Annotated in this window: 14 protein-coding genes; 9 read left to right on the top strand and 5 right to left on the bottom strand. The window is 61.4% G+C overall.

What is annotated here, in order from left to right:
- Positions 1 to 25 precede the first annotated feature (25 nt).
- A complete protein-coding gene (locus BMZ57_RS01630; RefSeq protein WP_010208723.1) occupies positions 26 to 1588 on the bottom strand; it encodes a sigma-54-dependent phenylalanine hydroxylase transcriptional regulator PhhR in 1563 nt (520 codons plus the stop codon).
- 257 nt (positions 1589 to 1845) lie between these two features.
- Between BMZ57_RS01630 and phhA the strand changes: the two genes are divergently transcribed.
- From phhA to BMZ57_RS01615, 3 genes are all read left to right on the top strand, one after another.
- Positions 1846 to 2637 carry a phenylalanine 4-monooxygenase gene (gene phhA, locus BMZ57_RS01625; protein WP_010208722.1) on the top strand — a complete coding sequence of 264 codons (792 nt, stop codon included), beginning with the start codon at positions 1846 to 1848 and terminating at the stop codon, positions 2635 to 2637.
- Between the two features lie 97 nt (positions 2638 to 2734).
- Positions 2735 to 3091, top strand: a complete 357-nt coding sequence (locus BMZ57_RS01620; RefSeq protein WP_010208721.1) for a 4a-hydroxytetrahydrobiopterin dehydratase — start codon at positions 2735 to 2737, stop codon at positions 3089 to 3091.
- A complete protein-coding gene (locus BMZ57_RS01615; RefSeq protein ID WP_010208720.1) occupies positions 3091 to 4284 on the top strand; it encodes an amino acid aminotransferase in 1194 nt (397 codons plus the stop codon). The genes BMZ57_RS01620 and BMZ57_RS01615 overlap by 1 nt, the downstream gene beginning before the upstream one ends.
- A 64-nt stretch (positions 4285 to 4348) precedes the next feature.
- Here BMZ57_RS01615 and BMZ57_RS01610 read toward each other — a convergent pair whose 3' ends face one another.
- Positions 4349 to 5158 carry a UDP-2,3-diacylglucosamine diphosphatase gene (locus BMZ57_RS01610; RefSeq protein ID WP_069673213.1) on the bottom strand — a complete coding sequence of 270 codons (810 nt, stop codon included), beginning with the start codon at positions 5156 to 5158 and terminating at the stop codon, positions 4349 to 4351.
- Positions 5159 to 5295: 137 nt separating this feature from the next.
- Between BMZ57_RS01610 and BMZ57_RS01605 the strand changes: the two genes are divergently transcribed.
- The 3 genes from BMZ57_RS01605 (at position 5296) to BMZ57_RS01595 (ending at position 7443) form a co-directional block, all read left to right on the top strand.
- Positions 5296 to 6045, top strand: coding sequence for an AraC family transcriptional regulator (locus BMZ57_RS01605; protein ID WP_044287607.1), 750 nt, complete (start codon positions 5296 to 5298; stop codon positions 6043 to 6045).
- Between the two features lie 99 nt (positions 6046 to 6144).
- Positions 6145 to 7029 (top strand): DMT family transporter, encoded by an 885-nt coding sequence (locus tag BMZ57_RS01600; protein WP_021490850.1) that lies wholly within the window; start codon positions 6145 to 6147, stop codon positions 7027 to 7029.
- A gap of 132 nt (positions 7030 to 7161) precedes the next feature.
- On the top strand, positions 7162 to 7443 hold the full coding sequence (locus tag BMZ57_RS01595) for a hypothetical protein (protein ID WP_010208716.1): 282 nt from the start codon (positions 7162 to 7164) through the stop codon (positions 7441 to 7443).
- Between the two features lie 41 nt (positions 7444 to 7484).
- Here BMZ57_RS01595 and BMZ57_RS01590 read toward each other — a convergent pair whose 3' ends face one another.
- Complete coding sequence (locus tag BMZ57_RS01590) at positions 7485 to 7772, bottom strand: Rdx family protein (protein ID WP_021490851.1); 288 nt, start codon at positions 7770 to 7772, stop codon at positions 7485 to 7487.
- Positions 7773 to 7856: 84 nt separating this feature from the next.
- Here BMZ57_RS01590 and BMZ57_RS01585 point away from each other — a divergent pair, with 84 nt between their 5' ends.
- On the top strand, positions 7857 to 10046 hold the full coding sequence (locus tag BMZ57_RS01585) for a patatin-like phospholipase family protein (RefSeq protein WP_010208711.1): 2190 nt from the start codon (positions 7857 to 7859) through the stop codon (positions 10044 to 10046).
- A 61-nt stretch (positions 10047 to 10107) separates the two neighbouring features.
- On the opposite strand, the gene BMZ57_RS01580 is transcribed toward BMZ57_RS01585, so the two are convergent.
- Both BMZ57_RS01580 and recQ read right to left on the bottom strand, forming a co-directional pair.
- On the bottom strand, positions 10108 to 10542 hold the full coding sequence (locus BMZ57_RS01580) for a MarR family transcriptional regulator (RefSeq protein WP_010208708.1): 435 nt from the start codon (positions 10540 to 10542) through the stop codon (positions 10108 to 10110).
- A gap of 121 nt (positions 10543 to 10663) precedes the next feature.
- Positions 10664 to 12790 (bottom strand): DNA helicase RecQ, encoded by a 2127-nt coding sequence (gene recQ / locus BMZ57_RS01575; RefSeq protein ID WP_021490852.1) that lies wholly within the window; start codon positions 12788 to 12790, stop codon positions 10664 to 10666.
- A 266-nt stretch (positions 12791 to 13056) separates the two neighbouring features.
- Here recQ and BMZ57_RS01570 point away from each other — a divergent pair, with 266 nt between their 5' ends.
- Together BMZ57_RS01570 and BMZ57_RS01565 are read left to right on the top strand one after the other, a co-directional pair.
- Positions 13057 to 13644 (top strand): UPF0149 family protein, encoded by a 588-nt coding sequence (locus BMZ57_RS01570; protein WP_010208706.1) that lies wholly within the window; start codon positions 13057 to 13059, stop codon positions 13642 to 13644.
- Positions 13645 to 13664: 20 nt separating this feature from the next.
- On the top strand, positions 13665 to 14048 hold the full coding sequence (locus BMZ57_RS01565) for a YbaN family protein (protein WP_010208705.1): 384 nt from the start codon (positions 13665 to 13667) through the stop codon (positions 14046 to 14048).
- Positions 14049 to 14076 lie beyond the last annotated feature (28 nt).

Genomic DNA, 14076 nt, shown 5'->3' with positions numbered 1-14076 from the left:
GTGTTGACCTAGGAGTGTCAGACAATCACTTGTCAGCCTTGAGAATTTCGTAATCACGCAACTTATTGGCGATGGTGGTGTGGGACACCCCCAGGCGCTTGCCCAACTGTCGGCTGCTGGAATGCTCGGCGTACAAGGCTTCCAACACCGCCTTCTCGAAGCGGCCGACGATGTCCTCCAGGCCGCCCTCCAGGGAAAAATCGCCAAGCGGCTGACGCACGCCATAATCCGGCAAGCGGATATGCTCGACCTTCACCGTCCCGCCCTCGCACAACGACACCGCCTGGAACAGCACGTTTTCCAGTTGCCGCACATTGCCTGGCCAGTGGTAGTGGCTCAGGCGATCCATCGCAGCCGGCGCCAGCTTCGGCAGGGGGCAGCCGATCTGCCGGCTGGCCTGGTCGAGAAAGTGATCCACCAAGGGCGCCAGCCCGTCGAGGCATTCGCGCAGGGGCGGGATATGCAGGGACAATACATTGAGGCGGTGGTAGAGGTCCTGACGGAATTCGCCACGGGCGCACAGCTCGGACAAGTCCACCTGCGTGGCGCAGATCACGCGCACGTCCAGGTAGACCTCTTCATCGCTGCCTACGCGACGGAAGCAACCGTCCTGCAGGAAGCGCAGCAATTTCACCTGCAAGCGTGCGCTCATTTCTCCGACACCATCGAGAAACAACGTCCCCCCCGCCGTCAGTTCCAACAGCCCCAACTTGCCTTCGGCGCGTGCGCCTTCGAACGCGCCGGGGCCGTAGCCGAACAGCTCGGTCTCGGCCATCGACTCGGGCAGGCCCGCGCAGTTGAGCGCCATCAACGGCGATTGCCCACGTGGGCTGGCCAAGTGACAGGCACGCGCCAGCAGTTCCTTGCCAGTGCCGGTTTCGCCTTCTATTAATAGAGGCGCATCCAGCGGCGCCATGCGTCGGGCTTCGCGTACCACGGCGGCCATGACCTTGGAGCTTTGGAAGATGCTGTCAAAGCCGCGCAGTTCCTGCTTGCGCACGTTGTAGATGCGCTCACCGACGCGGTCAGCGCGGTGCAGGGTCAGCACGGCACCGGCCATGGCTTCGCTGTCGTCATGTTCGGAGGATTGCAGCGGCGCGATATCCGCCAGGAACACGTCGCCCTTGACCTTGACCCGCAGGCCGTTGATCCGCGATTTGCTGGCGCGGACCAGTTCGGGCAGATCAAAGTCCTCGGCGTAGCGCGACAGCGGAATCCCCGGCACCTCGTCCACACGCACCCCGAGCAACTGCGCCGCCGCGCGGTTGGCGGCGACAATCGAGCCGCCCATATCGATGGACAACACCGGAAACTCCAAGGCACCAAGCAGCGCATTGAGCTCCATATGCCGACGCTCGCTGGGCATCAGCCCTACCCTTTTGACACCAAAGACCCCGGCAATCGCCTCGAACTGCGGGCGCAACGCCTGGAATTGCATGTTCACCAGGTTCGGGCAAAACAGGTAGATGGCATTGCCATGCTCACCGCCCACCTCGCCCTTGGCGACGTTGACGCCATACTCCACAAGCAGGTTGAGGATGTCCCGCAGGATGCCGATGCGGTTCTGGCAGTGCACTTTGATACGCATGAAGAGGCCCGAAAAGTGGGGAGGCGCCGCGTGTTTTTGTCGCTGGGCGCAGATAGTCGTCAAGATTATGTGACAGCCTGCGGGCTTTTCACAGCCCAGCACAACGGCCAACCCCACAAGCGTAACGAATACTTTACGAAAAGCGGTAACTTTTCCTACCTGTGGCCGCTTTAAACAGATGGAATCTGGCCGCGCACGGGGTATCAATAAGCTCATCGCAGGACATAACAAGAACGAATGCCTAGCAGGAGAGCCGTATGAAGCAGACGCAATACGTGGCCCGCGAGCCCGATGCGCAAGGTTTTATCCACTACTCGCAGGAAGAACATGCGGTGTGGAACACCCTGATCACTCGCCAGTTGAAAGTGATCGAGGGTCGCGCCTGCCAGGAATACCTGGATGGCATCGACAAGCTCGGCCTGCCCCACGATCGTATTCCGCAACTGGGTGAAATCAACAAGGTGCTGGCCGAGACCACTGGTTGGCAGGTCGCCCGTGTGCCGGCGCTGATCCCCTTCCAGACGTTCTTCGAATTACTCGCCAGCAAACAGTTTCCGGTGGCGACATTTATCCGCACCCGCGAAGAACTGGACTATCTGCAAGAGCCGGACATTTTTCACGAGATCTTCGGCCACTGCCCGCTGCTGACCAACCCTTGGTTTGCTGAATTCACCCACACCTACGGCAAGCTCGGCCTGGCGGCCACCAAGGAGCAACGGGTGTACCTGGCGCGCCTGTACTGGATGACCATCGAGTTCGGCCTGGTGGACACGCCCGAAGGTCGACGCATCTACGGTGGCGGCATTCTGTCGTCGCCCAAGGAGACGGTGTACAGCCTGTCGTCCGAGCCCGAGCATCAAGTGTTCGACCCGCTGGAAGCGATGCGCACGCCGTATCGCATCGACATTCTGCAACCGCTGTATTTCGTGCTGCCTGACCTCAAGCGCCTGTTTGAAGTGGCGCAGGAGGACATCATGGGCATGGTGGAGCGTGGCATGCAGTTGGGTCTGCACGCACCGAAGTTTCCGCCCAAGCCCAAGGCGGCGTGAACCTTACATCTTGAGGCCAGGTGAGTCTGTTCCCTGGCCGCGCGTTGCTTTAGGGTGACGCTACTGATCTTCAAACACTCGAATTCAGGACACCACCATGACCACGTTGAACCAAGCCCATTGCGAAGCCTGCCGCGCCGATGCCCCACAAGTCAGCGATGAAGAATTGCCGGTGCTGCTCAAGCAGATCCCCGACTGGAACATCGAAGTCCGCGACGGCGTGATGCAACTGGAAAAGGTTTTCCTGTTCAAGAACTTCAAATTCGCCCTGGCCTTTACCAACGCCATGGGTGAAATCTCCGAAGCCGAAGGCCATCACCCGGGCCTGCTCACCGAATGGGGCAAAGTCACCGTGACCTGGTGGAGCCACTCCATCAAAGGCCTGCACCGCAACGACTTCATCATGGCCGCGCGCACCGACGAAGTGGCCAAGGACGCTGAGGGCCGCAAGTAATGCATTTCGATGCCATTGGCCGCGTGCCCGGCGACCCGATCCTCGGGCTGATGGACCTGTACGCCCAGGACACCAACCCGAACAAATTCGACCTGGGCGTGGGCGTCTATAAGGACGATCAGGGCCTGACGCCGATTCCGCACTCGGTCAAGTTGGCCGAGCAACGCCTGGTGGACACGCAAACCACCAAGACCTACATCGGCGGCCACGGTAATGCGGCCTTCGGCAAGCTGATCAGCGAGCTGGTGCTCGGTGCCGATTCGACATTGATTCGCGAGCGCCGCGCCGGCGCCACCCAGACCCCAGGCGGCACTGGCGCCCTGCGCCTGAGCGCCGACTTCATTGCGCACAACCTGCCGGGCCGTGGCGTGTGGCTGAGCAATCCGACCTGGCCGATCCACGAAACTATCTTTGCCAAGGCTGGCATTCCAGTCAGTCATTACCCGTACGTGGGCGCTGACAACCGCCTGGACGTGGCGGCGATGCTCGCCACCTTGTCCACAGTGCCCAAGGGCGATGTCGTGCTGCTGCACGCCTGCTGCCACAACCCGACGGGTTTCGACCTGTCCCAGGACGATTGGCGCCAGGTACTGCAGATCGTGCGCGAGCGCCAGCTGCTGCCGCTGATCGACTTCGCCTACCAGGGCTTTGGCGACGGCTTGGAGCAGGATGCTTGGGCGGTGCGGCTGTTTGCGGCGGAGCTGCCGGAAGTGCTGGTGACCAGTTCGTGCTCGAAGAACTTCGGCTTGTACAGCGACCGCGTCGGCGCGTTGATCGTGTGTGCGGCGGATGCCGAGAAGCTGACGGATGTACGCAGCCAGCTTGCCAACACGGCGCGTAACCTGTGGTCGACGCCGCCGGACCATGGTGCTGCGGTGGTGGCGACCATCCTGGGTGATGCCGAGCTGAAAAAGCGGTGGAGCGACGAGGTTGAAGCCATGCGTTCGCGAATCGCCCACCTGCGTTCGGGGCTGGTGGAGGCGTTGGCGCCACACGGCTTGTCGGCGCGGTTCGCGCATATCGGGGCGCAGCGCGGGATGTTTTCCTACACCGGCTTGAGTGCCGAACAGGTGAAGCAACTGCGCGAGAAACACAGCGTGTATATGGTGAGTTCGGGACGGGCCAACGTGGCCGGCATCGATGCGACACGCCTGACATTGCTGGCCAAAGCCATCGCCGACGTTTCCAACTGAGAAACCGGGACCCCATGTGGGAGCTGGCTTGCCATCTCCCACATTGCTTGGCTGTGTGAATCCTCTAGCCCGCAACCATCTCAGCTTTTAGCAGTGCTGCTTTCGCTTGCGCATCCGCCAACCGATACAACTCGATACTCCCATCCCAGTGCTCGATCAACGCCGTGCACGACTCCACCCAATCCCCACAATTGAGGTAATCCACCTCGCCCACCTTGCGAATCTCCGCATGGTGGATATGCCCGCAGACCACGCCGTGCAGCTTACGTTTGGTCACTTCATGGGCGATGGCTTCTTCGAAATCGCTGATGAAGTTCACCGCCGTCTTGACCTTGTGCTTGAGGTACGCCGACAGCGACCAATAGCCATAGCCATAGCGCGCACGCCAGTGGTTCAGCCAGCGGTTCAGCGTGAGGGTGAACTCGTAGGCCGAGTCACCAAGGAACGCCAGCCAGCGGTGGTAACGGGTGATCACGTCAAACTGATCGCCATGAATCACCAACAGATGCCGGCCATCGGCAGTCACGTGTACCGCTTCGTCCACCAATTGGATGTTGCCCAGGATCAGCTTGGAATAACGACGCAGGAATTCATCATGGTTGCCGGTGACGTAGATCACTTCGGTACCGCGCTTGGCCATGGTCAGCAGGCGGCGGATCACGTTGGTGTGGGCCTGGGGCCAATACATGCCGCCACGCAGTTTCCAGCCGTCGATGATGTCACCGACCAGGTAGACCTTGTCGGCGTGATAACCCTTGAGGAACTGCGACAAATGTTCGGCCTGGCAATCCCGGGTGCCCAGGTGCACATCGGATATCCACAGGGTACGAACCCGTTGCTTGCGGCTGGGCTTGGCGAACTCGGCACTGGTCATGGGCATCCCTCGACGGTGTTTTCGCGAGCTTGCACCCTGGCGATTAATAGCCCATGACAACGATGCGTCAGTCTGATGACAGCGCTCAGTGCCCGCAAAGCGTTGTAGACTGCCCGCTTGCCGCCCAGGAGACCGCAATGGGACCCGCCCTCACCCTACGCCACTACGTCGAAGCGCCCCTCGCCCACAGCCATGACCATGCGCAATTGGTGTTCGGCCTGTCCGGGCATCTGGACCTGGAAGTGAACGGCCGTGGCAGCCAGGTGCGCGAAAGCAGCGTGATGGTGCTGCCCTTCTCCGCCCACCATGCGTGCTGCAGTCGCGATGGCAGCCGCTGCCTGGTGCTGGATGTGCCCACCGAGCACTGGGTGCTGCAATCGCTGGGGGAACACGCCGATGCCAGTCGCCGCCTGCTGGATCAACCGGCGCGGCTGACCCTGGACTCACGGCAGCACCAACTGGTGCAATGGCTGGCGCACAGCCCGGTGCATGACCCGCTGATCGTCCAGCAAGGTGCGATCCTGCTAATGGCCAGTCTCAATCATCCGCCAGCCCAACCGGCGCTGGGCCGGCGTTTGCCGTACGCGGCGTTCAACGCGCATATCGAGCGCCATGTTGCACACCCGCTGCAGGTGGCCGACCTGGCGCGCATCGCCGACCTGTCGGTGCCGCGCTTGCATGCACGCTTCATGGCGGAATGCGGGCAGACGCCGATGGACTATATCCGTAGCCGTCGCCTGCAAATGGCTTTGGACCTGCTGCGCAAAACCCCGTTGCCCATCGGCGAAATCGCTGAGCGCGTCGGCTATACCTCGCAAAGTGCATTTGCGGCGGCGATGCTGCGTGAGTTTGGCGCCTCCCCGGGTGCTTTGCGACGCAACGCGTAGCGAGAGCCTCGCGATAAAAATCGCGAGCCGAGCGACAGACACCTGTACTGGCGAGCCACTAGACTGCGCTTCTGTCACCCGTTTTATTCAAGGATCGCAATGACTCCCCGCTCAGCCCTCGGCGCCCTGCATATCGGCGCACTGATGTTTGGCCTCACCGGCGTATTCGGCAAACTGGCCGCCGCCTCGCCGGCCGTCATCGTCTTTGGCCGCGCCGCGTTTGCCGTGGTTGCCCTGGCGGTGTTTGCACGGTTCGCCAGCAACACCGCCTGGAAAACGCTGGAGCTGCGTGACTGGCGCCGGCTACTGGTCAGCGGTGTATTACTGGCGGCGCATTGGGTGACGTTCTTTATAGCGGTGAAGGTGGCCGGCGTGGCCGTCGCGACCCTGGGCTTCACCGCGTTCCCGGCCTTTACCGTGATCCTCGAAGGGTTGATCTTCCGCGAGCGCATCCGGGCTAACGAAGTGATGCTAGTGGCGCTGGTCAGCGTCGGCCTGGTGCTGGTGACCCCGGACTTCAACCTCGCCAGCGAAGCCACCAGCGGGTTGCTCTGGGGGATCGCCTCGGGGTTGCTGTTTTCGCTGCTGTCGCTGAACAACCGCGCCAGTTCCGGGCGCATCCCGGCGGTGCAGGCAGCGCTGTGCCAGAACGTGGTGGTCGCGGTGTGCCTGTTGCCCGTCGCGGCCCCGGCGCTGGCGGATGTCAGGGCGATTGACTGGCTGTGGATCGGCCTGCTCGGCGTGTTCTGCACCGGCCTGGCCCACAGCCTGTTTGTCGCCAGCCTCGCAGTGATCAAGGCACGCACTGCTTCGGTGGTGTTTGCCATGGAGCCGGTCTACGGCATCACCGCGGCCTGGCTGCTGTTTGCCGAAACCCCGACGTTGCGCATGCTGCTGGGGGGCGCGCTGATCATTGTCGCCATTGTGCTGTCCGGCCTGATGGGCAGCGCCAGCCAAGCCAAACAGCCCGCTGTAACGGTCTGATCTATACTTTAAATATCCGCAACAGTGAGTAGTCGTTCAACGGATAACCGACAGCTCGACGACAGCCTGGGTATTCTCTGAAGTTGCTGCACGCGAGTGGTCAAAAACTCAACGCGATGCGGGAGCTTTACTATGGAAATGTTCATCAGTTTGTTGGTGCAGATTATCAGCGGGGCCGTCGGCGGCAACATTGCAGGAATGACCAAACAGAGCCTGGGGACCGGGCTCAATACCGTTATCGGTGGTGTAGGCGGACTGGTGCTGGGTCAGCTTGTCGCGGCACTGACGGGCACCTCCGGCGGCGAGGCGCTGGATGTGGCGGCGGTCGGCAGCAATATTGTTGGCGGTGGCGTCGGTGGGCTGTTGCTGACCTGGCTTATTGGCTTCATCAAACAAAAGATGGCGGCCAAATAACGCTGCACCACAAGGTCACCGCCCTCATCAGGTGGTGACTTTCACTGCGTACGATCGTTGTGCCCCAGGTCACGCTGCGGGTCTATCCGGTCGCGTACACGCTGCTTCAGCACTTTGGCTTCAGGAAAGCCACCATCAGCCTTACGTTCCCAGATCTGCACGCCGTCGCAGGTGATGCGAAACGCGCCACCGGTGGCCGGCTCCAGCGACACTTTCCCCAGGTCATCGGCAAACGTACTCAACAATTCCTGCGCCAGCCAGGCGGCGCGCAGCAGCCACTGGCACTGGGTGCAATAGGTGATGACGATCTCGGGTTTGATCGAAGACATAATTTGAGAGGTTCCAGGCGTAACGGGCTCGGCGGATCGAGTGGCTATAATACCGGCCTTTATCGCCCAGCCTAGAGATTCATGATGCGCCGCCTGCTGTCCTGCCTGTTTCTGTGCCTGATCCCTCTTCTAGCCGACGCCGTTGAACCGCCACGTCCGAAAATCGGCCTGGTGCTGTCCGGCGGCGCCGCCCGTGGCTTGGCCCATATCGGCGTGCTCAAGGCGCTGGAAGAGCAAGGCATCCAGATCGACGCGATTGCCGGCACCAGCATGGGCGCGGTGATCGGCGGGCTGTACGCGTCGGGCTACAAGATCGATGAGCTGGAAAAACTGGCGCTGAGCATCGACTGGCAACAGGCGCTGTCCGACGCACCGCCCCGGGAAGACGTGCCGTTCCGGCGCAAGCAGGATGACCGAGATTTCCTGGTCAAGCAGAAACTCAGCTTCCGCGACGACGGCAGCCTGGGTCTGCCACTGGGCGTGATCCAGGGCCAGAACCTGGCGCTGCTGCTGGAAAGCATGTTCGCCCACAGCAGCAACACGCGTAACTTCGACAAGCTGCCGATCCCCTTCCGCGCCGTGGCGACTGATATCACCACCGGCGAGAAGGTGGTGTTCCGCAAGGGTCACCTCCCCCAGGTAATCCGCGCCAGCATGTCGATCCCGGCGGTATTCGCGCCAGTGGAACTGGACGGCCGGCTGCTGGTGGACGGCGGCATGACCGACAACATCCCGCTGGATGTGGCGCGTGAAATGGGCGTGGATATCGCCATCGTCGTCGACATCGGCACCCCGCTGCGTTCGCGCAAGCAACTGGCGACGGTGGTGGACGTACTCAACCAGTCGATCACCCTGATGACCCGGCGTAATTCCGAAGAACAACTCAAGGCCCTGCACCCCAAGGACGTGCTGATCCAGCCACCCCTCGCCGCCTACGGCGTGACTGACTTCGGCCGCGCCAAAGACATGATCGATGCTGGCTACCGCGCCACCCGCGCCCTTGATGCCCGCCTGGCCCACGTGCGCCCTGCCGAGCCGATCGACCCGCAATTGGTGGCCGCCCGTGCACCCGGCGAGCGCACACCGGTGATCACCGCCATCAACGTGGAAAACGACTCGAAAGTCAGCGACGACGTGATCCGCTACTACATCCGCCAACCCCTGGGCGAACCGCTGAACCTGGGCCGCCTGCAAACGGACATGGGCACCCTCTACGGCCTGGACTATTTTGAGCAGGTGCAATACCGCGTGGTGAAAAAGGGTCAAGACAACACCCTGGTGATCAGTGCGCGCGGCAAACGCAGCGGCACCGACTACCTGCGACTGGGGTTGAACCTGTCGGATGACATGCGTGGCGACAGCGCTTTCAACCTCGGCGCGAGCTACCGCATGAATGGTATCAACCGCCTCGGCGCCGAATGGCTGACGCGGGTACAGATCGGTGATCGCCAAGAGCTGTACAGCGAGTTCTATCAGCCGATGGACACCGGTTCGCGTTACTTTGTCGCGCCGTATATCAGCGCCCAGGCTCAGAACGTCGAGCTGATCCTGGACAACGACCCCATCTCCGAATACCGCCTGGAACGCTACGGCTTCGGCTTGAACGTTGGACGGCAGATCGGCAACAGTGGCGAAATCCGCTTTGGCGTCGGCGAAGCCTGGGGTAAGGCGGATGTGCGCATCGGCGACCGGGATCTGCCCAGTGTAAGTTTCAGCGAAGGCTTCTATGAGCTGAAGTACTCCTTCGATTCCCTGGATAACGTGTACTTCCCCCATACCGGTGAAGACATCGGCCTGGCCTACCGCGAGTTCGAACCTGGGCTGGGCTCGGACCAGCGCTACCGCCAGTGGGAGTTCAAGCTCGACAAAGCCATGAGCCACGGCCCGGATACCCTGGTGCTGGGCGGGCGCTACGGGCGTACCCTGGATGATTCGGACGTGGTGATTTCCAGCTTCCTGCTGGGCGGTGCGCGACAGTTGTCGGGCTTCCGCCAGGACGCAATCTCAGGCCAGAACATCAGCCTGATGCGCGCGGTGTACTACCGCAGGCTCACGCCGCGTTCGTACCTGCCGCTGGATTTCCCGCTGTACCTGGGCGCGTCACTGGAGCGCGGCCGGGCGTGGAACAACGACAATGAATTCGATAGCGGGTATATCAATGCGGCGAGTATTTTCCTGGGGTTCGATACACCGCTGGGGCCACTGAATTTCAGCTATGGGTTCAATGATGATAATCAGAAGGCGGTGTACCTGAACCTGGGGCAGACGTTCTAAAGGCTTACGCTGAACCCGATGTGGGAACGGGCTTTTGTGGTGAGCCCGCCCAGTGGTTTCTTCAGGACTTTTCCAGATTCGACAGGATGTGTGCATGCACGCGCATGCACACGCTCAAATCAGCTTCATCCACACCCACAAACAGCTCATGCCGCAGGGCGGTAGCGATGGTTTCAATCTGTTCGATCAAGGGACGGGCGGTGTCACACAACAAGATACGCTTGGCACGACGGTCTTCCACCACGGCCTGGCGTTGCACCAGGCCCTGACCTTCCAGACTGTCCAGCAGCCGGGCCAGTGTCGGCCCTTCTACCCCGACGCTTTGCGCCAGCTCACGTTGGGTGGGTGCCTCTTCGAAACGGGCCAGGTGCAATAGCACCAGCCAGCGCGCCTGGGACAGGCCAAGCCCGGCCAAGCGGCGGTCCAACTCGGCGCGCCAACCACGGGACATTTGCGCCAATTGCATGCCAAATCGGTGTTGATCGGTTAACGGCATAAAAAACTCATGTTTTAGACTGAAAATAAAATGTGGCTAATTATTAGTCAGCTAAGCATGAGCTTTGCCCGTAGGCAAGAGTTGCTATGTACTGATTCGTTACATTGTCGCAATTGGCGCACTAAATTTCGAATTCAGACTGCAAAGCCGCCCGCACGCAGTACAAAACACCTTCCGGAACACGCCCGGTAAACAGCGGGGCAATCTCCGCCACAGGTGGCAATTCGCCCTCTCCGTCCAAGAACGCGTCTTGGATTTCACCGAGCAGATCCTCTGGCAAATCAAGGGCCTGCTCCAACGACAGTTGCTGCTTGCCGATGGATTCGGCAAGCAAGGTGTAGACGTTCTTCTCCGAGCATTGCAACTGACCGGCGATCTGGACCGGGGTCATACCGGCGCGTGCCAGGCTGATCAGTTCGTGGCGGATATCGGCGACTTCCTTTGGCGCCTCGGCCTGGCCGCCGAGCACTTCGAGGAAGGCCTGGCCGTAACGCTCCAGCTTGCGCGCGCCCACCCCACTGACCCGCGCCATCTCGGCCATGCTGGTGGGCTGCTCGCGCAGCATCTCCAGCAAGGTGGAGTCAGGGAAAATAACGTACGGCGGCACGCTGTGTTCCTGCGCCAGTTTGCGGCGCAGGGTGCGCAAGGCTTCCCACTGTTCGCGTTCTTCGCCACGCACCAACTGGCTGGCCTGGCTGGTGCTGCTCTTGGCGGTGGTTTGCGGCTTGAGGTCGCGGCGCAGCTCCAGGCTGACTTCGCCCTTGAGCAACGGCCGGCAGCTGTCATTCAGACGTAGGCCGCCAAACCCCTCGATATCGATGTCCACCAGGCCACGCGCCACCATCTGCCGGAACAACGAGCGCCACTCGCCTTCGGCGCGGGCCTTGCCGACGCCGTAGACCGAGAGTTTTTCGTGGCCGAAGCTGCGCACTTTCTCGTTGTCCTTGCCCAGCAACACGTCCACCAGGTGACCGACGCCGTAACGCTGACCGGTGCGGTAGATAGCGGACAAGCCTTGGCGCGCCGGCTCAGTGGCATCCCAGGTCTGCACGCCGTCGACACAGTTGTCGCAATGGCCACAGGGTTCGGGCATGTCTTCATCGAAATACGCCAGCAAGGTCTGGCGGCGGCAGCGGGTCTCCTCACACAGCGAGAGCATCGCGTCGAGCTTGTGTTGCTCCAGGCGCTTGTGGCGCTCGTCGCCCTCGGAGTTCTGCAGCATCTGCTTGAGCATCACCACGTCCTGCAGGCCGTAGACCATCCACGCATCCGCCGGCAAACCATCACGGCCGGCACGGCCGGTTTCCTGGTAGTAGGCCTCAAGGGATTTGGGCAGGTCCATGTGCGCGACGAATCGCACGTTGGACTTGTCGATGCCCATGCCGAACGCGATGGTGGCCACCATGATCAGGCCTTCCTCGTTGAGGAAGCGCTTCTGGTGGTAGGCACGCAGGTCATTCGGCAGGCCGGCGTGATACGGCAGTGCCGGGTAGCCTTGCTCACAGAGAAACGCGGCGACTTCATCGACCTTCTTGCGCGACAGGCAATAGACGATGCCCGCATCGCTGCGTCGCTCCGAGAGGAACGCCAGCAACTGCTTGCGCGGCTGCTCCTTGGGCACGATGCGGTAGAAAATATTCGGCCGGTCAAAGCTCGACAGGAAGCGCTCGGCGTTCTGCAGGTGCAGGCGCTCGACGATTTCTTCGCGGGTACGCTTGTCGGCGGTGGCGGTCAGGGCAATGCGCGGCACATCGGGAAACAGCTCGGCCAATTGACCCAGTTGCAAATACTCACGGCGAAAGTCATGACCCCATTGGGACACACAGTGGGCTTCGTCGATGGCGAACAGGGCGATTTCCAGGCTCTGCAAAAAAGCCAGCATGCGCGGCTGCACCAGACGCTCGGGGGCCAGGTACAGCATCTTCACTTCACCGCGCTTGATACGCGCCGCCAGGTCGCGCTGCTGCTCGGCACTGAGGGTGGAGTTCAACGAAGCAGCGGCGACACCGAGCTCTTCAAGGGTCGCCACCTGGTCGTCCATCAACGCGATCAACGGCGACACCACCACCGCCAGGCCATTGCGCAACAGCGCCGGCACCTGGAAGCACAACGACTTGCCGCCGCCGGTAGGCATCAGGACCAGGGCGTCACCGCCGCTGGCCACGCGCTCAATGATCGCACCCTGGCGGCCACGAAAACTGTCGTAGCCGAAGATGTCCTTGAGGACGCGTTGTGCCTGCTCGAGCATGTAAAACTCCAAAAATAGTGCCGAAATCCCTCTGTACAGGCTGGCCGAAAAAATGCGCTTTCACGGGAAAAAATCCGTAAGCGAAGTTTTCGCGGACTGGCGCTTGGCCTGCAAGGGCATCACAAAACGCGGCAGTATACCCGAGCGCTACCTGGCAAAGGGCGCCACTGACGAATAGCGACCGCGATCTAAAATGCCGTTCGGCTGGCCTGTGCGCTCAAGAAAGCCTAGAATTCAGCATCGTTTATTCCCAAGGTAGTCCTTCAATGTCCTTCGCTGAGCAACTAACCCGCCTGCAAGCCTTCCTCGACGCCGATGAGCTGCATGACGAGGCGCTGGACTACGTGGCCGCCCACGGCTACCTGACCGCCCTGTCGATCTGCTCCGAAGTCGTACCTGACCGTGAATGGATCGACGCGTTGTTCGCCGAAGAGCCGCACTACACCGACGCCGCCCAACGCGAAGAAATCGAATCCACCCTGCTGGCCCTCAAGGCCCACATCGGTCGCCAACTGGCCTCCGACGAGGAATTCGAGCTGCCGTGCGAGCTGGACCTGGGCGAAGAACCGGATGACTCCGATCTGCGCGGCTGGTGCATCGGCTTCATGGAAGGCGTGTTCCTGCGCGAAGCCGCCTGGTTCGAAACCGCCGAGGAAGAAGTCAGCGAAATGCTGCTGCCGATCATGGTCGGTTCGGGCCTGTTCGACGACCAGCCTGAGTTCGCCGACATCGCCGCCGATGCCAACCTGATGGACGACATGATCGTTCAGATCCCGGAAGCCCTGACTGCGCTGTACCTGCTGTGCAACGCTCCTGACGAAAAACCGGCGATCCTCAAGCCACGTCACCACTGAGTCGCTTGCCCGTGACACCCATGGGCAATCGTTCACTGCTCCTGCGCTACGGGCTGCTGGCCATCGGCTGGCTGAGCGTAGCGTTGGGGGTGATAGGCATTTTCCTACCGGTATTGCCGACCACACCCTTCCTACTCCTCGCTGCCGCCTGTTTCGCCAGAAGCTCTCCGCGTTTCTACCATTGGCTGGTGCAACACCCGCGCCTGGGCCCATGGATCCGTGATTACCTGGACGGCAATGGCATCCCTCTCAAGGGCAAGGTCTACGCCATCGGCCTGATGTGGCTGAGCATCAGCGTCTCCTGCTACCTGGTGCCACTGCCGTGGGCACGTGGTTTCATGCTGACCAGCGCGGTGCTGGTGACTATTTACATCCTGCGCCAGAAAACCCTGCCACCCCGCTAGGCCGCGACATCACGTCGCGCTCAGACCT

Origin of the sequence: Pseudomonas simiae (assembly GCF_900111895.1) — a bacterium.
GTDB lineage: Bacteria > Pseudomonadota > Gammaproteobacteria > Pseudomonadales > Pseudomonadaceae > Aquipseudomonas > Aquipseudomonas simiae.
The sequence above is the reverse complement of the archived record's forward strand: the minus strand, read 5'-3'. Positions and strand labels throughout refer to the sequence as shown.

Coding starts and splice junctions, on each gene's coding strand:
- BMZ57_RS01605 (WP_044287607.1), top strand. CDS start 5,296: ATGGGACCCGCCCTCACCCTACGCCACTACGTCGAAGCGCCCCTCGCC.
- BMZ57_RS01615 (WP_010208720.1), top strand. CDS start 3,091: ATGCATTTCGATGCCATTGGCCGCGTGCCCGGCGACCCGATCCTCGGG.
- BMZ57_RS01630 (WP_010208723.1), bottom strand. CDS start 1,588: ATGCGTATCAAAGTGCACTGCCAGAACCGCATCGGCATCCTGCGGGAC.
- BMZ57_RS01610 (WP_069673213.1), bottom strand. CDS start 5,158: ATGACCAGTGCCGAGTTCGCCAAGCCCAGCCGCAAGCAACGGGTTCGT.
- BMZ57_RS01565 (WP_010208705.1), top strand. CDS start 13,665: ATGGGCAATCGTTCACTGCTCCTGCGCTACGGGCTGCTGGCCATCGGC.
- BMZ57_RS01570 (WP_010208706.1), top strand. CDS start 13,057: ATGTCCTTCGCTGAGCAACTAACCCGCCTGCAAGCCTTCCTCGACGCC.
- recQ (WP_021490852.1), bottom strand. CDS start 12,790: ATGCTCGAGCAGGCACAACGCGTCCTCAAGGACATCTTCGGCTACGAC.
- BMZ57_RS01600 (WP_021490850.1), top strand. CDS start 6,145: ATGACTCCCCGCTCAGCCCTCGGCGCCCTGCATATCGGCGCACTGATG.
- BMZ57_RS01585 (WP_010208711.1), top strand. CDS start 7,857: ATGCGCCGCCTGCTGTCCTGCCTGTTTCTGTGCCTGATCCCTCTTCTA.
- BMZ57_RS01590 (WP_021490851.1), bottom strand. CDS start 7,772: ATGTCTTCGATCAAACCCGAGATCGTCATCACCTATTGCACCCAGTGC.
- BMZ57_RS01620 (WP_010208721.1), top strand. CDS start 2,735: ATGACCACGTTGAACCAAGCCCATTGCGAAGCCTGCCGCGCCGATGCC.
- BMZ57_RS01595 (WP_010208716.1), top strand. CDS start 7,162: ATGGAAATGTTCATCAGTTTGTTGGTGCAGATTATCAGCGGGGCCGTC.
- phhA (WP_010208722.1), top strand. CDS start 1,846: ATGAAGCAGACGCAATACGTGGCCCGCGAGCCCGATGCGCAAGGTTTT.
- BMZ57_RS01580 (WP_010208708.1), bottom strand. CDS start 10,542: ATGCCGTTAACCGATCAACACCGATTTGGCATGCAATTGGCGCAAATG.